The sequence below is a fragment of the Rathayibacter sp. AY1F4 genome (assembly GCF_002931775.1).
GTDB lineage: Bacteria > Actinomycetota > Actinomycetes > Actinomycetales > Microbacteriaceae > Rathayibacter.
On record NZ_PSVE01000001.1, the window covers coordinates 111,664 to 133,585 of the forward strand.

Here is a 21,922-nt window from a genome sequence, read left to right on the forward strand (position 1 = left end):
TCCATGCCCGCACGCCCCTTCACCCGCAGCCGCCTCTCCCGCACCGCCCGACTCGGCTCGGCCGGCGTCGCCTTCGGCGCCGTCGCGCTGATGCTCACCGGCTGCATCTCGAACGCCCCGGTCGAGACCGGCAACGCCGCCTCCGACGGGACCGCCGCCGCCGTGGCCGCCTCGGACAACGACGCCTCCGGCGACAACGTCGTCATCGGCTTCACCGCTCCCGCCGCCGACCACGGCTGGATGGGCGCGGTCAGCCGCGCCGCCATCGCCGAGGCCGAGAAGTACGACGACGTGGAGCTCCGCACCGCGGAGGGGACCAACGACGTCAACCTCCAGATCAGCCAGGTCGAGACCTTCATCAACGACGGCGTCGACGCGATCGTGCTCCTGCCGATCGACGGAGCGGCGCTCACGCAGGTCGCCACCCAGGCGATGGAGGCGGGCATCACCGTCATCAACGTGGACCGCGAGTTCTCCAGCCCCTTCGCCGCCCGGTCGACCATCCTCGGCGACAACTACGGCATGGGCGTCAGCGCCGGCACCTACATCTGCGAGGAGCTCGGCGACAACCCCGACGCCGTCGTCGCCGAGATCGCCGGCATCGACTCCCTCCCGCTGACGCAGGAGCGCAGCCAGGGCTTCTCGGACGCGCTCGAGGGCTGCGGACTCGACGTGGACAACCGCGTCGCCGCCGACTTCACCGTCCAGGGCGGAGAGCAGGCCGCGGCCAACCTCCTCCAGGCCGCGCCGAAGATCGACGCCATCTGGAACCACGACGACGACCAGGGCGTCGGCGTCCTCGCGGCGATCGACACCGCCGGACGCGACGAGTTCCTCTTCGTCGGCGGCGCCGGCTCGGCCAACGTGATGCGCGCGATCGAGGCCGACGACTCCGTCGTCAAGGCCACGGTCGTCTACCCCTCGACCCAGGCCGCGGACGGCATCAAGCTCGCCCGCCTCGTCGAGCAGAACAAGTCGATGGCCGACACCAGCTCGCTCGGCGTCCCGCGCCAGATCCAGCTCTTCGCGCCGGTCGTCACCAAGGACAACGTCTCCGAGTACCTGCCCTCGGCCTTCGAGTCCTGATCGGCCCCACCAGCCCGGGTCGGCGCGGGAACCATCCCGCGCCGGCCCCCACCTCGGCGCCGCCCCGGGATCACTGACGACCCGCAGCGCAGCGCCACCGGCATCCGCGAGAGGAGGAGGAGTGCAAGACACCGGCCCCAGGGCCGGACAGGAGGAGACCGGATCCGCTCAGTCGTGCGGACAGCGACGGACCCGGCCTCTGCGATGAACACCTCATTGAAGGAATCACATCACGCATGAATGGTAAGCGATCCTCGAGAAGAAGCATCAGGCGTCTTCTCGCACTCGGCATCGCCGGGATGGTGACGGTCTCCGGACTCACCGCCCTCGGCCTGCCCGCCTCGGCCCACGACGGAGTGGACCACGGTTCCGAGGGCGGAGCATCCGCTCTCGACTGGAGCAACTACGAGAAGGTCCTGCTGACGAAGAACGTCGGCGAGCCCCTCGACCTGGCCGTCCTCCCGGACAAGTCGGTCCTCCACACCGCTCGGAACGGCGAGATCCGCCACACCGACCCCAAGACCGGCACCACCCGTGTCGTCAACACGATCCCCGTGTACCAGAACTCGGAGGACGGACTGCAGTCCGTCGGCATCGATCCCGACTTCGCCGAGAACAAGTGGGTCTACCTCGTCTACGCGCCCCCCGGGAACACCCCGACCGGCGCGGCTCCGAACATGCTGCCCGAGGGCGCGACCGACAGCTACTGGGACCAGTGGAAGGGCATCAACCGCCTCTCCCGGTTCAAGTGGACCGGCTCGGGCCTCGACCTCGCGAGCGAGCAGAAGATCATCGACATCGAGACCCAGCGCGGGCAGTGCTGCCACGTGGGTGCCGACTTCGACTGGGACGCCGACGGCAACCTGTACCTCTCCACCGGCGACAACACGCCGGCGAGCGCTCCGGGTGCCGCGGGCTTCGCGCCGAACAACGACGCGCCCCGCATGAACCCGGGCTTCGACTCGCGTCGCGGCGCCGGCAACACGAACGACCTCCGCGGCAAGATCCTCCGGATCACCGTGCAGGAGGACGGCTCGTACACGATCCCCGAGGGCAACCTCTTCCCGGTGGGAACCGAGAAGACCCGCCCCGAGATCTTCGTGATGGGCGTCCGCAACCCGTTCAAGATCGACGTCGACGCCGAGACGAACACCCTCTCCTGGGGCGACTACGGCCCCGACGCCACGAAGGCCGCTGCGGCCGACGGCGTCCGCGGCCCGATGGGCCTCGTCGAGTGGAACGCGACCGGACTGGACGAGCCGCACAACTCCGGCTGGCCCTACGTCCACGGACCCAACGCGCCGTACAACGAGTGGAACTTCGAGACGTCGACGCCCCGCGGCTTCTTCGACCCGGAGAACCTGAAGAACAACTCGCGCTGGAACACCGGCCTCGTCGACATCCCGGACGCCAAGGCGGCGACCGTCTACTACGGCGACAACCCCGGCGACCAGCCGTTCGACGAGCTCGTCAACTTCGGAACCAGCAACGGCCAGGGCCCCATGGGCGGACCGGTGTACCACTTCGACGCGGAGAACACCTCGACGTCGAAGTTCCCGGAGTACTGGGACAAGAAGACCTTCTTCGGCGAGTTCTCGCAGGACTACATCGCGGCGTTCACGCTCGATGAGGACCGCGCGGTCACGCACATCGAGGACTTCCTCCCCAACGCGGCGCTCAGCCAGGCCGCGCAGCCGATCCACGACAACCCGATGGACATGGAGTTCGGCCCCGACGGGTCGATGTACGTGATCGAGTACGGCGACGGATTCTTCCGCGCCAACCCCGACGCGGGCCTGTACCGGATCGACTACGCCGAGGGCAACAAGGCGCCGCAGGCCCGCTTCACCGCGACCCCCCTGTCCGCCTCGCAGACCCCGCTCGAGGTCACGTTCGACGCCAAGGGCTCGACCGACCCCGAGGGCGACGCGCTCACCTACGACTGGGACTTCGACGGCGACGGCACCTTCGACGCCACCGGAGTGACCGTCAAGAAGACCTACACCGAGCTCGGACAGTTCACGGCCCGTCTGCGCGTCACCGACGCCAAGGGCAAGTTCAGCCTGACCTCGCGGGTCATCTCGGTCGGCAACCAGGCGCCGCAGATCCAGATCCAGACGCCCGGCAACGGCTCGTTCTTCAACTGGGGCGACGCGATCCCCTACCAGGTGACCGGCAAGGACGCTGAGGACGGCGACCAGATCGTCAGCAGCCGCGTGGGCTGGACCTACGGCCTCGGCCACGACGAGCACGCCCACCCCGAGGTCACCGGCACCGGTGCCAAGGGAGCGTTCCCGACGTCGAAGGACTCGCCCGAGCACGGCCCCGGCGCGCTGCTGTACGGCACCGTCGTCGTGACCTACACGGACGGCGGCTTCAACGGCCTGCCCCCGGCTGCGGCCGAGGCGACGCTGCGGCTGAACCCGAAGACGCAGGAGGCGGAGCACGCCGCCCGTGAGGGCGTCCTGCCCTACGCGGACACCACCGCCAGCGGCGGCAACGCCGTCAGCGGACTCGGTGCGGGATCCTTCCTGCGCTGGGACCCGGTGAACTTCGCCAACCTGACCGGCGTCGTGGTCCGCGCCACCGGTGAGGGCACCGTCGACCTCCGCTGGAACGCTGCCGACGCAGCGCCCTTCGGAACGGCGACCATCCCCGCGGGAGCCGGCTGGAAGGACGTCCTCGTCCCCTTCGGCACCAACGTCCCCCGCGGCACCGGCTCGCTCTACGTGACCTCGCCCAGCGGCCTGTCGCTCGACTCCCTCACCTTCCAGGGTGTCGGCGCCGGTGACAAGACGGCTCCGACCGTCGCGGCGACCCTCGACCCGGCAGCGCCTGCGGGCGTCGGCGGCGTCTACAACAAGCCCGTGACCCTCGGCCTCACCGCCACGGACAACGGAGCGATCTCCACCGTCCAGTACTCCGCCGACAACGGCACGACGTGGACCACGGTCCGCGCCGTCAACGGCGCGTACACGGTCCCGTTCACCACGAACGGCGCCCGGACGATCCAGTACCGCGCCACCGACACCGGCGGCAACGTCTCGGCGGTCGGCACGGTGAAGTTCACGATCGACCTGGCCGCGGCGAACGCCCCGACCGCCGCGTCGACCACCACCGTGGCGCTCTCGGCTCCCCGCGTGACCTTCGGGGCACCGGGCGAGGCGACCGTCACGGTCACCGGTCAGGGTGGGAACCCCGGCGGAGAGGTCGTCCTCTACGAGGGCGCCACCGAGCTGGGCCGCGCGACGCTGAAGGACGGCAAGGCGACCTTCGCCCTGCCGAAGACCCTCGGCGCCGGCACCCACACCCTCCGTGCGGCGTACGGCTCGGACGCCACCTTCAAGGCCTCGGAGGGCACCGCCCGCCTGATCGTCTCGAAGGCAGCCTCGGAGCTCACCGCGACCGTCTCGCCCAACCCGGTCAAGCCGGGCGCAAGCGCGCAGGTCACGGTCGACGCGAAGTCCTCGACGGGTGTCGCCGGCACCGGTCAGGTGAGCGTGATGGTGAAGAGGAACCTCTCCACCGTCGCGATGCTCACCGGGACCCTCGACGAGAACGGGCACGTCGTGGTGACGCTCCCGAAGCTCGCGGCGGGCAGCTACAAGCTGACCGTCACCCACACCGCCACGGCGGACACCAACGCCGCGTCGGCGCTGCTGAACCTCACCGTCCAGCAGTAGCCCCCGCGCAGGGGCCGGCCGGCTCGACCGGGCCGGCCGGCCCCCCACCCCCTGCACCATCTGCCATTTCGAAGGAGAAATGATGCACCACCACCACGCATCCATCACGGCCAAGCCGATGAGCCGGCGCTCGCTGATGACGGCCCTGGCCGCATCGACCGTCGCGGTCGGCGTCGGAGCGGGAGCCCTCGCGGCGCCCGCCACGGCCGCCCCCGCGCCCTCGTCCGGATCCACGCGCCTGGTCCCGATCAACCGCATCGGCATCCAGCTCTACAGCGTCCGCGACAAGGTCTCGTCGCTCGGCTTCCGGGCCGTCTTCGAGGAGCTCGGCCGCATCGGCTACAGCGAGATCGAGTTCGCCGGGTACACCCAGGGCAACGTCGGAGCGATCACGCCGCAGCAGATCCGCCAGCTGCTCGATGACAACGGCCTCCGCGCCGTCGGCTCGCACGTCGGCACCAACCTCCTCCGCTCGGAGCTGGGCAAGCAGATCGAGATCGCGCAGATCCTCGGCACGCCGCACCTCGGCACCGGCAACGCGCCCACCAACGTCAACACCAAGGCGGGCTACCTCGCCGCGGCGGAGGAGTGGAACAAGTGGGGCCAGCAGGTCTCGGCCGCGGGCATGAAGCTCTACCAGCACAACCACGCCGGTGAGTTCGGGTTCGCCACGGACGACCCCAAGACCCGCCTGTACGACCTCTTCTACGACAACACCGACCCGCGTCACGTGTACCTCGAGATGGACGTCTACTGGGCGTACGTCGGCAAGAAGCTCTACCCGGGCTTCGAGCCGCTCGACTACATCAAGCGCAACCCGCGCCGCTACCCGATCCTGCACCTCAAGGACGGCAAGACGAACAACGCCAACACCAACGGCTACGACATCGTCGAGTTCGGCGCGGGCAACCTGCCCTACCAGGCGTTCCTCTCGGAGCTGCGCGACCGCGGCCAGCGCTTCGGCGTCTGGGAGCAGGACACCGCTCCCACGCTGGCGACGCCGCCGAGCACGGGGAACTCCCTCGAGGCCGCTTCCCGCAGCTACTCCGCGATCGCTGCGCTCCGTGGCTGAGCGCACCCCGCGCCGCGCGCGCCGCACCGACAGCACCACCACCAGCACGACGCGCACGAGCGCACCGAGGAGAACCCCCATGAAGTGGAAGACGCCCACGGCGGTCCTCGCGGCCGCCTCCCTCGCGATGGTCGCCGCACCGTCCGCCTTCGCGGCGACGACGGACTGCACCACCGAGCTCGGGAACCAGACGATCACCGGAGACCTCAACGTCGGCGCGGGCCAGACCTGCGTGCTCGGCAACGTGACCGTCACCGGCAACGTCATCGTCGGCGACGACGCCTGGCTGGACGCCACCTCGGCGACCATCGGCGGCGACGTCATCGGCACCGACGCGTACGGCATCTCGATCGACGGCACCAGCGTCGGCGGAGACGTCGTGTCGTTCTCGGACGGCAGCCGCAGCGGCTTCCTCTACCTGCGCGACCTCACGGTCGGCGGCATGGTCGAGGCCGGCGGGATCGACGTCGAGTTCAGCGACCTCTCGGTCGACGGCTCGGTCAGCACCGACGCGGCGAACTACGTCGACGTCGACCGCACCAGCGTCGGCGGCGACGCCACCTTCGCCGGCAGCGACTTCGGCGTGAACGTGCAGGGCGCCATCGTCGGCGGCTCGCTCGCCGTCACCGGCTCCTCGCGCGGCGTTCTTCTGGGCGCGAACGAGGACGGCTCGGCCTCGGCCCTCGGCAACACGGTGGGCGGGGATCTCACGCTCTCGGGCAACTCCGGCAACGTCCAGCTCGCGGGCTCGACGGTCGGCGGGCGCATCGCGCTCACCGACAACGCGCCGGCGGTCAACTTCGGCGCGGGCAACACCGCCGCCGGAGTCGACGGCACCTTCACGGGAACGGCGGCGGGCGCTGCGGCGGCCGGCGACCAGGCCGTGGCCGTCATCGTCCCCGAGGCCAACAAGGGCGAGCTGACCTGGACGCTCGAGGGCACCAGCAACCTGGTGAACCTCGGCGTCGCCGAGGAGCAGGGCGACCACTTCGCCGCCTCCGGTGAGCTCGTGCCGGTCCGCGTGACCGACACCCGCCTCAACGGCCCGGCCTGGTCGGTCACCGGCCAGCTGAGCGACTTCCGCTCCGGCGAGAAGACGTTCTCGGGCAAGCACCTCGGCTGGACCCCCGAGGTCCTGGAGAACACGGGCGGTGCCGTCGCCGGCGCTGCCGTCCCCTCCGGGTTCGACTCGGGCAACGGCCTCGCCACGCCCCGCGTCCTCGGCTCCGCCGCGGCGCAGCACCCGACCGGATCCTCGGTCCTGGGCGCCGACCTCGACCTGAAGCTCCCGCTCTCGGTCGGAACCGGCACCTACACCGCGACGCTGACGCTCACCGCGCTCGGCTAGCACCGGTGGGGCGGCCTCCGGGCCGCCCCACCCTCCCCCCGTCTCCCCGCGAGACGCCACTCCGGTACGCCCCGCTCGGCGTGCCGCGCACCGGAGCGGCGTCCCGCGGGGAGGCATCCCCCCTTGCAACGGAAGCCTGATCGATGTCGCTCATGCCACGCACCTCCCGCACCACCGCCGCCCTGCTGCTGATGACGCTCCTCGCAGCCGGCGGCCTCTCGGCTCAGGCGGGTGCCCAGGAGGCGGACCCCGCCTCCACGCCGGTCACCTGGGGGGTGCGCCCCGCCGACACCGAGCAGGGCAGCGAGCGGCCGAACTACGCCTACGCCCTCGATCCCGGCGGACGCCTCAGCGACGCCCTGATCGTCTCCAACTACGACGACGAGGAGCAGACGTTCCGCGTCTACGGCTCCGACGGCTTCATCACCGAGGCCGGCCAGCTCGACCTGCTCCCCGCCGCGGAGCCCTCGACGCAGCTCGGCAGCTGGATCGCGTTCCCCGAGCCCGAGGTCACCGTGCCCGCCGGCGAGAGCGTGCAGGTCCCGTTCGAGGTCGTCGTCCCCGACGACGTGACCCCGGGCGACTACGCCGCGGGCGTCGTGTCCTCGATCCTGGTGCAGGGCGAGACCGGAGTCTCGGTCGACCGGCGCCTGGGCTCGCGCATGTACCTCCGCGTCGGCGGCGAGCTCGCCCCGCGCCTGTCGATCGACGACCTCGCCGTCTCGTACGAGGGCGGCTGGAACCCCTTCGCCCCCGGCTCCGCGACCGTCGACTACACCGTGACCAACGCGGGCAACACCCGCATCGCGCCGGGCGCCGAGATCAGCGTCGCCGGCCTCTTCGGCCTCGCGCCGGTGTCCGCGACCGACCCGGAGCCGCTGCCCGAGCTCCTCCCCGGAACCTCCGTCTCGCGCACCGTGACCGTCGCCGGAGTCTGGCCGCTCTTCGTCGCGACCGCCCGCGCCGCGCTCTCGGGCACCGTCGTCACCGCCGACCAGGCCGCACAGGCCGACTCCGCCGTCGTCGTCCCCGACGTGCCGGTCGCCACCGCCGAGACCTCGGCCGCGGCCGTGCCGTGGAGCGCCGTGCTCCTCCTCGCCCTGCTCATCGGGCTCATCGTGCTGACCGTCGTCCGCCGCCGCCGCCGGGCCGCGGGGGAGCAGGCGCGCATCGACGCCGCCGTCGCCGCCGCTCTCGGCGCCCAGCCGGAGGACGCCGACCGCGCGGAGGTCCGCTCCTGACCGGGTGCGGCCGACGCGGTCCGCGGGGGATCGCGCCGGCACGGCCCGCCGCCTCCGGGCCCGCGGCCGCCGCTCTAGCGGACCGCCCGCCCCTCGGCGCGCAGCTGCTCGAGGAAGCCGTCCACCACGGCGGGGCTGAGCAGGTGCCCGCGCAGCATCAGCGCGGCACCGCGCACGCCCCCGCTGCCGCCCAGCTCGGCGGTCACCACGTCGAGCCGCTGCGTCGCGAGGGGGAGAGAGCGCTCGTCGATCACCGAGCGCACGGCCGTCAGGATCTCCGGGCTGGCGAGGGCGACCGCGCCGCCCAGCACGATGACGGAGGGGTTCAGCAGGCTCACGCAGGTGGCCAGCACCTCGCCGAGCTGGAGTCCCGCGATCCGCGCCGCCTCGACGGCTTCGGGATCGCGCGCCTTCAGCAAGTCGATCAGCTCGCGCACCGACTGCACGTCGCGGCCCGCCCGGGCGAGCCCGGCGGCCAGAGCGGAGCCGCCCGCGACCGCCTCGAGGTCCCCCTCCTGACCGCCCGCCGCGGCCGGGGCCGTGCGCGGCACCTGGACGTGGCCGAGATCGCCGGCGGAGCCGAGGGCTCCGCGCTGGAGCAGCCCGGACGAGACGATGCCCGCGCCGATGCCGGTGCCGACCTTCACGAACATCAGGTCGAGGGCGTGCGGGAAGCGCGAGGCCCGCTCGCCGAGCGCCAGCAGGTTCACGTCGTTGTCGACGAGCACCGTGGTGTCGTAGCGCCGGCGCACGAAGGCGGGGATGTCGAAGCCGTCCCAGCCGGGCATGATCGGCGGGCGCACCGGGCGGCCGCTCGCGTGCTCCACCGGGCCGGGCACGCCGACCCCGATGCCCGCGAGGGCGGAGCGGTCGACGCCGGCCGCGGCGAGGATCCCGTCGCAGACGTCGAGCGCGTGTCCGAGCACCGCCACGGGGCCCTGCGCGATGTCGAGCTCCTCGCGGCGCTCGGCGATGATGCGGCCGTCGAAGTCGGTCAGCGCGATGGTCGAGTGCGCCGCGCCCAGGTCGATGGCCAGGAGCGAGCGGACGGCCGGGTCGAAGACGAGACGCGCGGACGGACGGCCGCCGGTCGACGGAGCGCGGTCGAGGTGCGCGATCAGTCCGAGCTCGAAGAACTGCTCCAGGCGCGTCATCACCGCGGTCCGCGCGAGGCCCGTCTCCTCGACCAGCTCGGCGCGGGTGCGCGGCCGACCGTCGGCGAACAGCCTCAGCATGTCGCCGGTCGCGGTACCCGCGCGCTCGGCCACGCTCAGCTCCTTCTCTCGGCCCGGAGGACGGGTTCGGGGGACAGCACACCTGAGGAAACCAGGCGTCGCACGGTCGCGCAATCTCAGCGGGCCCCCCGTGCGGGTCGTGCGCGACACGGCCAGGCGGAGGCGCGTCGCGCGCCCCGCCGCGGCCCCTCCCCACTCCGATCGCCCGGGTGCGCCCCGACGATCGCCGCTCAGCCAGCCCTTCCAGACAGGAGAGAACGATGACCTCGTCCGACACCACCACCACAGGCGCCCCCCGATCGAGCGGGCGCATCGGCCTCTGGCTGATCGGGGCCCGGGGCAGCGTCGCCACCACGGCCGCCGTGGGCCTGCACGCCATCGCCGCCGGAGCCGCGCCCAGCTCGGGGTGCGCCACCGCGACCCCCGCCTTCGAGGACGTCCCGCTCGCCGGGTTCGCCGACATCGTCATCGGCGGCCACGACGTCTCGCCGACTCCGCTGCTCGAGAAGGCCACGGGCCTCGCGGCCGGCGGCATGTTCCCGACCTCGGTCGTCGCCGAGGTGGCCGACCGGATCGACGCGACCGACGCCGAGATCCGCCTCGCCCCCTCCGACGCCGCGTCGCAGCAGGAGGAGATCGACCGCCGGGCCGCCGACATCGTCGCCTTCCGCGAGCGCCACGGCCTCGCCCGGGTCGTCGTGATCGACGTCGCCTCGACCGAGGTGCTGCCGGTCGACCGTCCCGAGTTCCACGACCTCGCCGCTCTGCGCGCCGCCCTGGCGCGTCCGGGCGAGCGCCTCCTGCCGCCGAGCTCGATCGCCGCCCTCTCGGCCGTCGTCGCGGGCGCGGCCTACGCCTGCTTCACTCCCTCGACCGCGCTGGCCCTGCCGGCCCTGGAGGAGTGGGCCGCCGAGGCCGGGATCCCGATCGCCGGGCAGGACGGCAAGACGGGGGAGACCCTGCTCCGCAGCGTGCTCGCGCCGATGTTCACGGCGCGCGGGATGCGCGTGCTCTCGTGGGCGGGCGCGAACCTCCTCGGCGGCGGCGACGGGCAGACCCTCGCCGACCCGGAGGCGGTGCGCTCGAAGCTCGTCTCGAAGAACCGCGGACTCCGCAGCCTCCTCGGCGACGACGTCGTCACTCCACTCCACATCGACAACGTCCCGGACCTCGGCGACGTCAAGACCGCCTGGGACCACGTGCACGCGGAGGGCTTCCTCGGCTCGCGGATCACGGTGCAGACGATCTGGTCGGCATACGACTCGGCCCTCGCGGCGCCGCTGATCCTCGACCTCGCCCGCCTGCTGGCGCTCGCGGACGAGGCCGGCGTCTCGGGCCCTGTCGGCGAGCTCGGCTTCTTCTTCAAGGACCCGTGGGGCAGCGACGTGCACGGCTTCGCCGAGCAGACCGCGGAGCTGGTGGCCTGGTCCGCCCGCACAGGCGCGCTCGTCGCCGAGCGCCGCACCCCGGTGACGAGCGGGACGCGGAGCGATGGCTGAGCTGCGCGACTACCTCGAGCTCGTCCGCGCGAAGGCCGCGCTGACCGTGATCGGCGACACCGTCGCGGGCGGAGCGTGGGCGGGCCGCGGAGTGGGAGCGCGCACGGTCGCGCTCCCGCTGTCCTCGGCGCTGCTCTACTCGGCGGGCATGGCGCTCAACGACTACGCGGACGCCGAGCTCGACGCCCGGGAGCGGCCGGAGCGGCCGATCCCCTCGGGGCGCATCCGGCGCTCGGCGGCGCTGGGCACGGCGGCGGCGCTGACCGCGGCGGGGATCGCCGTGGCGGCCGTCGTGGACGGGCGGCGCTCGCTCGCGCTCTCGCTGCCGCTCGCGGCCGGGATCTGGTCGTACGACCTGCTCGCGAAGCCGACTCCGCTGGGCCCGGTCGTGATGGCGGCCTGCCGCGGTCTCGACGTGCTGCTCGGCGCGGGCGTCGACGGCGTGCGCGCGGCGGCCCCCGCCTCCGCCGCCGTGGCCGCGCACACGCTCGGCGTCACCGTGCTCTCGCGCGGCGAGGTGCACGGGACCACTCCGGTCGCGGCGGGAGCGGTCTCGGCCGGCACCGCGGCGATCGCGCTGTCCACCGCGGCCGGCGCTCTGGCCGAGCGCCGGGCCGCCCCCGCCGCGGTCGTCGCCGCGGGCCTCGGGCGCTGGCTCCTGCTCGTGCTCACCGCGCAGCTGCAGGCCGTGCGGACGCCGACGGCCGCGGCCGCGCGGACGGCGACCCGCGCGGGCATCACCGGGATGATCCCGCTGCAGGCCGCGCTCGCCGGCCTGAAGCGTCCCGAGCTGGGGGCGGCGCTGCTCGCGCTCGACGCGCTCGGCTCCCTCCTGCTCCGCCGCCCGCGGACGGCGGACATCACATGAGCGCCACCGGACCCGTCCTCGGCTACGGCACCAACGGCTTCACCGACCACACCCTCGACGACGCGCTCACGGTGATCCACGCCGCGGGGTACCGCGCCGTCGCGCTCACCCTCGGGCACCCGCACCTCGATCCCTTCGCGGCCGACTGGCGCGAGCGGACGCTGGCGCTCCGGTCGCGGCTCGACGAGCTGGGCCTGCGCGTGGTCGTCGAGACGGGAGCGCGGTACCTGCTCGACCCGTTCGCGAAGCACCGCCCCACGCTGGTCGACGAGGAGGCCGGCCCCCGGGTCCGCTTCCTCGAGCGCGCGATCGAGATCGCCGCGCTGCTGGGCGCCGACGCCGTCTCCCTCTGGTCGGGGGTCGTGCCGGCGGGCGCCGATGCGGCCGCGGCCTGGCGGCTGCTCGTCGAGCGGATGCGCGGCGTCGTCGCGACGGCCGAGCGCCACGGCGTGCGGCTGGCCGTCGAGCCCGAGCCGGGGATGCTGGTGGAGACGGTGGCCGACGCGCTGCTGCTGCGCCGCGAGCTCGGCGACCCGGAGTCGGTCGGTCTGACGGTCGACCTCGGCCACTGCGTCGTGGTGGAGCCGGACGGCGTGGTCGGAGCCCTCCGCAGCGCCGGGGACCTGCTCCTGAACGTGCAGGTCGACGACATGCTCCCGGAGCGGCACGAGCACCTCGAGCTCGGCACCGGATCGCTCGACCTCGCGGCCGCCTTCGCGACCCTCGCCGAGATCGGCTACCGCGGGATCGCCGCCGTCGAGCTGCCCCGGCACTCGCACGACGCGCCCCGCCTGGCCGTGGCGAGCCTCGCGGCGATGGAGGAGGCGCTCGGCGGCGCCTCCTCGCACGCCGAGCACCCGTGGACCGCGGCCGCCCGCTCCGCCGTCCTCGAGCGCCCGTCGCGGATCGAGCGCTTCTTCCCCGCCGCGGGCCGCGAGGCCGGACGCGAGCCGCTCCGGCCCGCCGAGGACCCGCACGGCCTCGTCCACGGCACGCACGACGACGCGGCCCGCGCCGCCCTGGTGCAGGCCGCCGCGCAGGCGCTCGGCGACGACGACCTGGCCGCTCTCCTCCTCCGCCTCTACCGCGGCGGGGACGGCGCCGAGCGCCGCGGAGTGCTGGCCGCGCTGAACGCCCTCGGCGACCCGGGACCGGCGACGGCCCTCGCCGGCCTCGAGCTGACCGCCGACGCCCTGCGCGCCAACGACACCCGGCTCGTCGCCGCGGCGATGGGCTCCTTCGCCCGCCGCCACCTCGACGCGCACGCCTGGCGGCACGGGGTGCTCAAGCTCGTCTTCCTCGGCGTCCCGCTCGCGGCGGTCGCCGGGCTGGAGGAGCGCAGCGACGCCGAGCTGCGCGCGATGGCCGGCCGCTTCGCGGACGAGCGCCGCGCGGCCGGGCGCCCGCTCCCGGACGATCTGGCGGTGCTCCTGCCGAGCTGACCGCCCCCGAACGCCGCCCCGACCGCGGGGCACCACCACCGATGAGAAAGGCGCGACGATGCGCATCTTCGACCCGCACATCCACATGACCTCCCGCACCACCGACGACTACCAGGCGATGTTCGACGCCGGCGTCCGCGCGGTCGTCGAACCCTCCTTCTGGCTCGGCCAGCCGCGCACGAACGTCGGCTCGTTCACGGACTACTTCGACGCCCTGATCGGCTGGGAGCGCTTCCGCGCCGCGCAGTTCGGCATCCGCCACCACTGCACCATCGGGCTCAACCCGAAGGAGGCGAACGACCCGCGCTGCCGGGCCGTCCTGCCCGAGCTCGACCGCTACCTCGCCAAGGACGGCGTCGTCGCGGTCGGCGAGACCGGCTACGACTCGCTCACCCCCGAGGAGGACCAGGTCTTCCGCCAGCAGCTCGAGCTCGCCGGCGAGCACGGCCTCCCCGCGATGGTGCACACTCCGCACCGCGACAAGGAGTCGGGCACCCGCCGCACCCTCGAGGTCGTCGCCGACTCGGGGCTCGAGCCCGGGCGGGTCCTCGTCGACCACCTCAACGAGGTCACCGTCGACGCGGTCCGCGACTCCGGCTGCTGGATGGGCTTCTCCATCTACCCCGACACGAAGATGGACGAGACGCGCCTGGTGACGCTGGTCGAGCGGATCGGGCTGGACCACGTGCTGGTCAACTCCGCCGCCGACTGGGGCCGCTCCGACCCGCTCACGACCGCGAAGACCGGCCGCCTCCTCCTCGTCGCCGGCTTCAGCGCGGGCGACGTCGACCGGCTGCTCTGGCAGAACCCGGTCGAGTTCTACGGGCAGAGCGGACGCCTGGACCTCTCGCCCGTCGCGGGCTTCGACGTGCAGGAGTCGGCCGGCCGCACCTTCGAGGGCAACTCCGTGCTCCGGGGCGCGCCGCGCGTGGCGGAGGTCGTGTGATGCACCTCTCCTACTGCACCAACGTCCATCCCGCCGAGGACCTGGCCGGAGTCGTCCGCCAGCTCGACGTGTACGCCGGACCCGCGCGCGTGGCCGCCGGGCTCGCACTGGTCGGAGTCGGCCTGTGGATCCCGCGCGACCTCGCGGCCCGCCTGGTCGCCAGCGCCGAGGACCGCGCCGTCCTCCGCGCGGCCCTGCAGCGCAACGGCCTGGAGGTGCGCACGCTCAACGCCTTCCCGTACGCCGCGTTCCACGCCGAGGTCGTGAAGCTCGACGTCTACCGCCCCGACTGGACCACGCCGGAGCGCCTGCAGTACACGATCGACTGCGCGCGGATCCTGGCCGACCTGCTGCCCGCCGGCGCCGACGGCAGCATCTCGACGCTGCCTCTGGGCTGGCGCGAGGGCTGGGGACGGGAGCAGGACGAGGCCGCCTGCCGGAACCTCGCCCGGCTCGTCGAGGAGCTGCGCGACCTGCGCCGCTCCACCGGCCACGCGATCCGCCTGGCGATCGAGCCCGAGCCCGGCTGCATCCTCGACACCGTGGACGACGTCGTCGACTGGCTGCACCCGCGCATCGGAGTGGTCGACCCGGCGTACGTGGGCGTGTGCCTCGACACCTGCCACCTCGCCGTCTCCTTCGCCGACCCGGTCTCGGCCGTCCGCCGCATCCGCGACGCGGGCCTGCGCGTGGTCAAGGTGCAGGCCTCGGCCGCGCTCCACCTGGAGGACCCCTCGGGCCGCGCCGCGCTCACCCCGTTCGTCGAGAAGCGCTACCTGCACCAGACCCGCGAGAACGGGATCGACGGAGTGCTCCGCGTGGACGATCTGCCCGAGGCGCTGGACACGCTCCCCGGCACCGGCCCGTGGCGCGTGCACTTCCACGTGCCGCTGCACCACCGGCCGGAGGCGCCGCTCTCGGCCACCACGGCCGTCCTGGCGGAGGCGGTCTCGGCGGTCGACGCCGCCTGGCCGTACGACGAGATCCACCTCGACGTCGAGACCTACACCTGGTCGGTGCTCGCCGACGCCCCGAGCGACCTCTCGACGGGCATCGGCGCCGAGCTCGCCTGGGCGGCCGCGCACCTGCTCACGCCCGCCTCCCGAGAGGCGCTGCTGGCGCCCCTCCTCCCGCAGGCGGCGGCGCTGTGAGGCCCGTGCTGCTGCTCGACGTGGTCGGGCTGACCTCGACGGCGCTCGCCGACATGCCCCGCCTCTCGCGGCTGGCCCGCGGGGGCGGGCGCCTGCCGCTGGACACGGTCCTGCCCGCGGTCACCTGCAGCGTGCAGTCGACCATGCTCACCGGCTCGATGCCCGCGCAGCACGGGATCGTCGGCAACGGCTGGTACTTCCGCGACCTCGGCGAGGTGCACCTGTGGCGCCAGCACAACCGCTTGGTCACGGGGGAGAAGGTCTGGGAGACCGCGCGCCGGCTGAGCGGCGAGCCGTACCGCGCGGCCAACATCGGCTGGTGGTACGCGATGGGGGCGTCGACCGACGTCACCGTCACTCCGCGCCCGATCTACCACGCCGACGGCCGCAAGTCGCCGGACGCCTACGTGCGCCCGCCGGCGCTGCACGACGAGCTGGTCTCGCGCTTCGGCGCCTTCCCGCTGTTCCAGTACTGGGGGCCGACCGCGTCGCTCCGCTCGACCCAGTGGATGGTCGACGCGACCCGGCACGTGCTGGCCGGAGACGGGTCCGGACCGCCCGAGCTGACCACGGCGTACCTGCCGCACCTCGACTACGACCTCCAGCGCTTCGGACCGGACTCGCCCGAGGCGCGCCGGGCCGCGTCGGAGCTCGACGTGGTGCTCGCTCCGCTGCTCGACGACGCGGAGGCGCTGGGCGCCTCGGTGATCGTGGTCGCCGAGTACGGGATCGCCGACGCCGACACCCCGGTCGACGTGAACCGGGCGCTCCGCCGCGAGGGCCTGCTCGAGGTCTACGTGCAGGACGGCCGCGAGCAGCTGGACCCGTGGACGTCGCGCGCGTTCGCCGTCGCCGACCACCAGGTCGCGCACGTCTACGTGCAGGACGCGGCGGACCTGCCGCGGGTGCGCTCGATCCTCGAGGGGCTCGACGGCGTCGACGAGGTGCTCGACCGGGAGGCGCAGGCCCGCTACGGCCTCGACCACGAGCGCTCGGGCGAGTTCGTCGTGGTCGCCCGGCCGGGGGCGTGGTTCACCTACTACTACTGGCTCGACGACGACCGCGCGCCCGACTTCGCCCGCGGCGTCGACATCCACCGCAAGCCCGGCTACGACCCGGCCGAGCTCTTCTTCGATCCGGCCGACCCGCTGGTGAAGGCGAAGGCGGCGGGCAACCTCGCCAAGAAGGCGCTCGGGCTGCGCTACGCGATGAACCTGGTGCCGCTGGACGCGTCGCTCGTGCGCGGCACGCACGGGAGGCTGCCGTCCTCGTCGGCGGACACTCCGCTCGTGCTGGCCTCGGACGCGGACCTGCTGCCGGCCGGAGCCGCGTCGCTCCCGGCCACCGCGGTGCGCGACCTGGTGCTCGCGGCGCACGGCCCGGCCCTCGCGAAGGAGGCGTCGGCGCTCGCGCGCTGAGGGAGGGGACGCCCGGCGGCCTGCGCTCGTGTGCGGGCCGCCGGGTGTCGGCGGATCAGCCGGGTTCGCCGCGGACCTTGCGAGCTCAGGCGAGCTCAGGTCCTCGCCGCGGGCTCGCCCGGGCGGCCGGGCGGCTCAGCGCGGCACGAGCCCGGTGAGCCGCGCCGTCAGCCGCTCGACGGGGCCGGCACCGAGGAACCGCCACCACAGCACGGCGGCCGTGCACAGCCCGAGCACCAGGGCGAGAGCGGCGAGCGGAGTGTCGGCGGAGTAGCCGAGGCCCGCCCGCGCGAGCGCTGCGACGAGCGCCACCTGCAGCACGTAGACCGAGAGCGCGAGCGTGCCGATCGCCCGGAGCGGCACCAGCAGCCGCTGGACAGCGGTGGAGCGCGACGTGGTCAGCAGCACCACCGCGACGTAGGCCAGGAGCACGAGCCCGAGGTCGTGCAGGGTGTCCGGGAGGCTGCCGGAGGGCGACTCCACGCCGAGCAGGAGCGCGACCAGCGGCCGCACCGGATACGCGACGACCGCGACCGCCGCGAGCACCGGCAGCAGCCGGTCGCGCTGCGCGCCGTGCCGCAGCAGCAGGGCTCCGAGGAGGAAGAAGGGGAGCAGGTTGGTCGCGCGGTAGCTCGGCCCGGTGAAGAGCCAGAGAGCGAGCGGAGAGCCGGGTGCGGCGGCGGCGACCGCGGCGTTCACGGGCCCGGCGGCGAGCGCGAGCACGGCGGCCAGCGCGGCGATCGTCCGGGAGCGGAGGAGGAGCAGCGGCGTGCCGAGCACGAGCACGACGCCGAGGTACTGCAGCACGATCGCGATCCAGCTGCCCCAGGTCTCGAGCCAGACGCCGAGTGCCACGAGCACCGCGCCGCGGATCGCGTTCCGCAGCAGCACCCGCCCGGGTGAGGCACCGGGCCGCGCGAGCACCAGGGCCGCCGACATCCCCATCACCAGCGCGAACAGCGGCGACGCGAGATCGTTGACGTTCCACGCCAGGAACCCGACGACCCCTGTGCGCGCGCTCGGCACGAGCGGCATCGCGTGCGCGACGAGCATGGCCGCCACCGCCACTCCGCGCAGCACATCGGGGGCGACCAGTCGGTCGTGCCGGAGTCGCGGAGCCGTCGCAGTCATCCCGCGAGAGTAGGCGCGCCCCCGCCGCCGCGCCCCGCGCGAGCGCACCTCGCGCCACCGGCCGTCCGCCGGGCCGTCGGCCGGGCCGTCGGCCGGGGCGCCACCCGCTCCGCCGACGTGCGCTGCTGTCCGCTCCCCTCCGTCGGCCGGGGCCTCCGGCCGCCCGCTCCCAGCCGTCGCTGACCGGGCGCGGCGCCGCCCGCCCCGCCCACGTGCGCTGCTGTCCGCTCCGCTCCGTCGGCCCGGGCCTCCGGCCGCCCGCTCCGATCCGTCGCTGACCGGGCGCGGCGCCGCCCGCTCCGCCGACGTGCGCTGCTGTCCGCTCCGCTCCGTCGGCCCGGGCCTCCGGCCGCCCGCTCCGATCCGTCGCGAACGGCCGCGGCGCCGCCCGCTCCGCCGACGTGCGCTGCTGTCCGCTCCGCTCCGTCGGCTAGGGCCTCCGGCCGCCCGCTCCGATCCGTCGCTGACGGCCCGTTCCGTCCTCCCGCACGGGCCGTTCGTGACGGATCGACGCCCGGCGCCTTCCGGCAGGCCCGCGCTCGCTCCGCATGCGGCGCCCAGGCGCGCCCGGCCCGCTCCGATCTGTCACGGACGGCCCGTCCTGCGCTCCTCCGCGGGCCGTGAGCGACGGATCAGCGCCCGCGCGCGCCGCCGCCTCGCGCGGATCCCCGCCGCGATGCCCCGTCCGTGCCCTCGGCCTGCTCCGATGCGTCGCGAACGGCTCCTTCCGTCCTTCCGAAGCGACCGTTCGTGACCCCTCGGCGCGCGTTCGTCCGTACGCGCGCTCGCGGCGCCGCCTCGCGCTCGGCGCCGGGATGTCCCGGCCGTGCCCCCGGACCGCTCCGATGCGTCGAGAACGGTCCCCTCCGCCCGTCGGAAGCGACCGTTCGTGACCCCTCGGCGCCCGCCCGCGAGCGGCCCGCACTCGGCCCGCACCGAGCACGACCGGGCATGCTGGGCGGATGACCGACGCCGCCCCGTCCCCCGACCGCCCGCGCCGCGCCCGCAGCCAGCACGTGCTCACCGTGCTGCGGACCGAGCGCCTCACCGGCCACCTGGTCCGCGTGCACCTCGGCGGCGACGGGCTCGACGCGTTCCTCGCCGAGTCCGACCCCGAGCGCCTCGCCGCGACCGACCGCTACGTGAAGCTCCTGCTCCCGCCGCGCGGCTCCGACCTCCAGCCGCCCTTCGACCTCGACGCGCTCCGGGCGAGCGTCGCCCCCGAGCAGCTGCCCGTGCGCCGCACCTACACCGTCCGCTCGGTCGACCTCGAGCGGCGCTCGATCGCCGTCGACTTCGTCGTGCACGGCGACGAAGGGGTGGCGGGTCCGTGGGCGCTCGCCGCGGCTCCCGGCGACCGGATCGCCCTCTCCGCGCCCGGCGGCGCCTGGTCGCCGAGCGCCGACCCTGAGGTCGTGCACCTGCTGCTCGGCGACGACTCCGCTCTGCCGGCGATCGCCTCGGCCCTCGAGGGGATGCCCGCGCACGCGCGCGGCCTCGTCCTGATCGAGGTGGACTCGGCCGCCGACGAGCTCGATCTTCCCGCTCCGGCCGGAGTGGAGGTGCGCTGGCTGCACCGCGGCGGTCTCGAGGCCGGCCGGGCGCTGGTCGCGGCCGTGCGGGCCGAGCCGAGGCCCGAGGGCGTGCTCGAGGTCTTCGCGCACGGCGAGCGCACCGCGATGAAGCAGCTGCGCGCCCTCCTGCAGGACGAGTGGGGCGTGGAGCGCCGGGCGCTCTCGCTCTCGGCCTACTGGGCTCTCGGCCGCGCCGAGGACCGCTTCCAGGCCGAGAAGCGCGAGCCGGTCGGCGCGATCTTCGCCGACTGACGCGGGAGCGCACTCCGTCCGCACACCTCCGGGAAGGGACTAGCCTCGGACCCACCTCTACTCCGGTCCCCACGGCAGGACCGTCCGATGGCGGTCCGGCCCTGCGAGCCTCGCGCCCGCCGCCCCCGCCGTTCTGCGGGCTGCTCGACCGACACGATGAGGAGAGCCACCCTTCGCGGAGGTCGGCGAGGACGGAGGCGCCCGGGCCCGAGCGGACCGTCCGCGGCAGCCGCACACGGGAGTAGAGGACCGCGGCCAGGGCGAAGCCCGCGGCGTCGACCGCCAGCCCCCACCCGGGACCCACCAGTGCGACGAGCGCGGCCCCGCCCGAGGCGCCGACGATGCTCCCGGCGTTCAGGCCCAGGCGGAGCAGGGCGTTGGCCGGGCGGAGCTCGCCGACCGGCACCGTCTCGGGGACGAGGGCGGCCGCGGCGGGCAGGCTCATCGCCGCGACGGCGCCGTTGAGCACGCTGAGCACGACCAGGGCCGCGACGGTCGCCGTGCCCGTGATCACCGTCACGGCGACCACGGCCTGCGTGGCCGCCGCCGCGAGCGAGGTGCCGACGAGGATCACGGAGCGGGGGATCCGGTCGGCGAGGACGCCGCCGAGCAGCAGGACGGCGACGTTGGCGAGGGAGCGCGCGGCGACGACGAGTCCGAGGTCCGTCGGCGAGCCCGTCAGGTCCAGCACGGCGAAGGCCAGGGCGATCGGAGCGACGGCGTTGCCGAGGACGCCGGTCGTGCGGGCGGCGAGGAGCCAGCGGAAGGGGCTGTGCGCGAGAGGCCCGTGCGCCAGCGGCCCGCGCCCGTCGCGGGTCACGGCCGGCGGAGCGGGAACATCGCGGTCGTCATCGACACCGGCGCGGTCCCGGGCGTCCTCGGCGGCCGGGCCGCCGCGTGCAGCAGCGCGGACGCCTCCCCGACGTGCCGCACCACCCGCCGCCAGACCTCGGGGTCGACCCAGAGCTCCGCGTCCGTCGAGAGCTGAGGACCGTCCGCCCGGCTCGACGAGCGCCGCCGGAGCTCCTCGATCAGGGCCTCGAGGTGCAGGTCCCGCTCCTCCTCCGGCCCGGCGTCCACTGACGCGGTCACGTCGAAGGGCCTTCCGGAGGCCTCGTGCCGGTACCTCTTCGCCTCGCCGCCCCGCAGGCGCACGGTCTCGACGACGGTCACGAGCCCGGCGCGCTCCAGCACGCGGAAGTGGTAGCTCGCCGTCGCCTGTGACAGCTGCAGCTCGCGGGCGGCCTCCGCGGCGCTCATCGCCGCTCCCGTCACCAGGGACAGCAGGCGGAGGCGGATCGGGTGCGCGGTGGCGCGCAGCTCGTCGAGAGAGGACATGCGGCCAGGGTGTCCGGCGGCTCCCGCACCGTCAAAAAGGGCTTTGGGGGTGGGGCGGCGCTCACCGGGCCGCTCCGGTGCACATCGGGTGGCGCTCGCCGGGCCGCTCTCACGAGCGATCCGGAGGCTCCACCGGTGCTTCCGGGCTGCTCGCTCACCCCGGCGATCCGGGAGCGGGGCCCGGAGTCGTCCTCCGGGCCCCGTCGCTCAGACCTGGGCGGTGCCGCTGTCCTCGACCGGGCCGGACGCGTCCGACTCCTCGGTGATCTCGGTGTCGGTCTCGTCGGCGCGGTCGCGGAGCGCGTCGGCCATCGCGCCGGCGCCCTCGGCTCCGTGGTCGTGCTCGACCTGGTCGATCAGGCCGCCGAGCTTCTCGTCGTTGCTGGCGTCCTCGGCTCCGTCCATCACGGGGCTGTTCTGCTCGTTGTCGCTCATGGCGCTCCTCCTGGGTCGACCGGCCTCTGCGCCGGTGGTCCGACGCTACGCGCGCGGACCGTGCGGTGCAGGTGATCGACGGGAATCGGCCAGTCCGCTATCGAGCGCTCTATGGGCGTTCGCGGTCATCCCCGAACCGAGCGGATATCGCTTTCCACCCGCCGGAGAAGTGAGCGGATATCGCCTGTCGAATGAGCCGCTAT

16 protein-coding genes and 1 pseudogene are annotated in these 21,922 nt (G+C 74.1%); 12 read left to right on the top strand and 5 right to left on the bottom strand.

Features of this window, described 5'->3' with window-relative positions; all coding sequences use genetic code 11:
* Nucleotides 1–3 precede the first annotated feature (3 nt).
* From C5C59_RS00485 to C5C59_RS00505, 5 genes are all read left to right on the top strand, one after another.
* Nucleotides 4–1,086: a substrate-binding domain-containing protein gene (locus C5C59_RS00485; protein WP_104237945.1), complete on the top strand. Its 1,083-nt coding sequence runs from the start codon at nucleotides 4–6 to the stop codon at nucleotides 1,084–1,086.
* Between the two features lie 236 nt (nucleotides 1,087–1,322).
* Nucleotides 1,323–4,769: a PQQ-dependent sugar dehydrogenase gene (locus tag C5C59_RS00490; RefSeq protein WP_181134785.1), complete on the top strand. Its 3,447-nt coding sequence runs from the start codon at nucleotides 1,323–1,325 to the stop codon at nucleotides 4,767–4,769.
* A gap of 82 nt (nucleotides 4,770–4,851) precedes the next feature.
* Nucleotides 4,852–5,841 (top strand): sugar phosphate isomerase/epimerase, encoded by a 990-nt coding sequence (locus C5C59_RS00495; protein ID WP_219813126.1) that lies wholly within the window; start codon nucleotides 4,852–4,854, stop codon nucleotides 5,839–5,841.
* 79 nt (nucleotides 5,842–5,920) lie between these two features.
* On the top strand, nucleotides 5,921–7,189 hold the full coding sequence (locus tag C5C59_RS00500; protein ID WP_104237946.1) for a hypothetical protein: 1,269 nt from the start codon (nucleotides 5,921–5,923) through the stop codon (nucleotides 7,187–7,189).
* Nucleotides 7,190–7,341: 152 nt separating this feature from the next.
* Entirely contained in the window at nucleotides 7,342–8,430 is a 1,089-nt protein-coding gene (locus C5C59_RS00505; RefSeq protein WP_146082808.1) for a hypothetical protein, read from the top strand.
* A gap of 74 nt (nucleotides 8,431–8,504) precedes the next feature.
* Here C5C59_RS00505 and C5C59_RS00510 read toward each other — a convergent pair whose 3' ends face one another.
* The gene (locus C5C59_RS00510; RefSeq protein WP_244229502.1) at nucleotides 8,505–9,698 is read right to left on the bottom strand and encodes an ROK family protein; all 1,194 of its coding nucleotides are present in this window, start codon (nucleotides 9,696–9,698) and stop codon (nucleotides 8,505–8,507) included.
* A 227-nt stretch (nucleotides 9,699–9,925) separates the two neighbouring features.
* On the opposite strand from C5C59_RS00510, the gene C5C59_RS00515 reads away from it, so the two are divergent.
* Genes C5C59_RS00515 through C5C59_RS00540 form a run of 6 tightly spaced genes read left to right on the top strand, consistent with a single transcriptional unit; the run spans nucleotide 9,926 to nucleotide 16,989 of the window.
* Nucleotides 9,926–11,164: an inositol-3-phosphate synthase gene (locus C5C59_RS00515; protein WP_104237948.1), complete on the top strand. Its 1,239-nt coding sequence runs from the start codon at nucleotides 9,926–9,928 to the stop codon at nucleotides 11,162–11,164.
* Nucleotides 11,157–12,032, top strand: a complete 876-nt coding sequence (locus tag C5C59_RS00520; RefSeq protein ID WP_208543324.1) for an SCO3242 family prenyltransferase — start codon at nucleotides 11,157–11,159, stop codon at nucleotides 12,030–12,032. Before C5C59_RS00515 ends, C5C59_RS00520 begins: the two co-directional genes overlap by 8 nt.
* Entirely contained in the window at nucleotides 12,029–13,474 is a 1,446-nt protein-coding gene (locus C5C59_RS17510) for an EboA domain-containing protein (RefSeq protein ID WP_104237949.1), read from the top strand. The genes C5C59_RS00520 and C5C59_RS17510 overlap by 4 nt, the downstream gene beginning before the upstream one ends.
* Before the next feature lie 58 nt (nucleotides 13,475–13,532).
* Nucleotides 13,533–14,420, top strand: a complete 888-nt coding sequence (locus C5C59_RS00530) for a TatD family hydrolase (protein ID WP_104237950.1) — start codon at nucleotides 13,533–13,535, stop codon at nucleotides 14,418–14,420.
* The gene (eboE, locus tag C5C59_RS00535) at nucleotides 14,420–15,571 is read left to right on the top strand and encodes a metabolite traffic protein EboE (RefSeq protein ID WP_104222467.1); all 1,152 of its coding nucleotides are present in this window, start codon (nucleotides 14,420–14,422) and stop codon (nucleotides 15,569–15,571) included. Before C5C59_RS00530 ends, eboE begins: the two co-directional genes overlap by 1 nt.
* The gene (locus tag C5C59_RS00540) at nucleotides 15,568–16,989 is read left to right on the top strand and encodes an alkaline phosphatase family protein (RefSeq protein WP_104237951.1); all 1,422 of its coding nucleotides are present in this window, start codon (nucleotides 15,568–15,570) and stop codon (nucleotides 16,987–16,989) included. Before eboE ends, C5C59_RS00540 begins: the two co-directional genes overlap by 4 nt.
* A gap of 135 nt (nucleotides 16,990–17,124) precedes the next feature.
* Here C5C59_RS00540 and C5C59_RS00545 read toward each other — a convergent pair whose 3' ends face one another.
* The gene (locus tag C5C59_RS00545) at nucleotides 17,125–18,120 is read right to left on the bottom strand and encodes a DUF418 domain-containing protein (protein ID WP_104237952.1); all 996 of its coding nucleotides are present in this window, start codon (nucleotides 18,118–18,120) and stop codon (nucleotides 17,125–17,127) included.
* A 962-nt stretch (nucleotides 18,121–19,082) separates the two neighbouring features.
* Between C5C59_RS00545 and C5C59_RS00550 the strand changes: the two genes are divergently transcribed.
* A complete protein-coding gene (locus C5C59_RS00550; RefSeq protein ID WP_104237953.1) occupies nucleotides 19,083–19,946 on the top strand; it encodes a siderophore-interacting protein in 864 nt (287 codons plus the stop codon).
* Nucleotides 19,947–20,124: 178 nt separating this feature from the next.
* On the opposite strand, the pseudogene C5C59_RS00555 reads toward C5C59_RS00550, so the two are convergent.
* The 3 genes and pseudogenes from C5C59_RS00555 to C5C59_RS00565 all read right to left on the bottom strand — a co-directional run.
* Nucleotides 20,125–20,766, bottom strand: a pseudogene (locus C5C59_RS00555) (MFS transporter); the annotation flags it as partial.
* Nucleotides 20,763–21,284, bottom strand: coding sequence for a helix-turn-helix domain-containing protein (locus tag C5C59_RS00560; RefSeq protein WP_104237954.1), 522 nt, complete (start codon nucleotides 21,282–21,284; stop codon nucleotides 20,763–20,765). The gene C5C59_RS00560 and the pseudogene C5C59_RS00555, both read right to left, overlap by 4 nt.
* Nucleotides 21,285–21,491: 207 nt before the next feature.
* The gene (locus tag C5C59_RS00565) at nucleotides 21,492–21,719 is read right to left on the bottom strand and encodes a hypothetical protein (protein WP_104222474.1); all 228 of its coding nucleotides are present in this window, start codon (nucleotides 21,717–21,719) and stop codon (nucleotides 21,492–21,494) included.
* Between the last annotated feature and the right edge of the window lie 203 nt (nucleotides 21,720–21,922).

Coding starts and splice junctions, on each gene's coding strand:
- C5C59_RS00485 (WP_104237945.1), top strand. CDS start 4: ATGCCCGCACGCCCCTTCACCCGCAGCCGCCTCTCCCGCACCGCCCGA.
- C5C59_RS00490 (WP_181134785.1), top strand. CDS start 1,323: ATGAATGGTAAGCGATCCTCGAGAAGAAGCATCAGGCGTCTTCTCGCA.
- C5C59_RS00495 (WP_219813126.1), top strand. CDS start 4,852: ATGCACCACCACCACGCATCCATCACGGCCAAGCCGATGAGCCGGCGC.
- C5C59_RS00500 (WP_104237946.1), top strand. CDS start 5,921: ATGAAGTGGAAGACGCCCACGGCGGTCCTCGCGGCCGCCTCCCTCGCG.
- C5C59_RS00505 (WP_146082808.1), top strand. CDS start 7,342: ATGCCACGCACCTCCCGCACCACCGCCGCCCTGCTGCTGATGACGCTC.
- C5C59_RS00515 (WP_104237948.1), top strand. CDS start 9,926: ATGACCTCGTCCGACACCACCACCACAGGCGCCCCCCGATCGAGCGGG.
- C5C59_RS00520 (WP_208543324.1), top strand. CDS start 11,157: ATGGCTGAGCTGCGCGACTACCTCGAGCTCGTCCGCGCGAAGGCCGCG.
- C5C59_RS17510 (WP_104237949.1), top strand. CDS start 12,029: ATGAGCGCCACCGGACCCGTCCTCGGCTACGGCACCAACGGCTTCACC.
- C5C59_RS00530 (WP_104237950.1), top strand. CDS start 13,533: ATGCGCATCTTCGACCCGCACATCCACATGACCTCCCGCACCACCGAC.
- eboE (WP_104222467.1), top strand. CDS start 14,420: ATGCACCTCTCCTACTGCACCAACGTCCATCCCGCCGAGGACCTGGCC.
- C5C59_RS00545 (WP_104237952.1), bottom strand. CDS start 18,120: ATGACTGCGACGGCTCCGCGACTCCGGCACGACCGACTGGTCGCCCCC.
- C5C59_RS00550 (WP_104237953.1), top strand. CDS start 19,083: ATGACCGACGCCGCCCCGTCCCCCGACCGCCCGCGCCGCGCCCGCAGC.
- C5C59_RS00560 (WP_104237954.1), bottom strand. CDS start 21,284: ATGTCCTCTCTCGACGAGCTGCGCGCCACCGCGCACCCGATCCGCCTC.
- C5C59_RS00565 (WP_104222474.1), bottom strand. CDS start 21,719: ATGAGCGACAACGAGCAGAACAGCCCCGTGATGGACGGAGCCGAGGAC.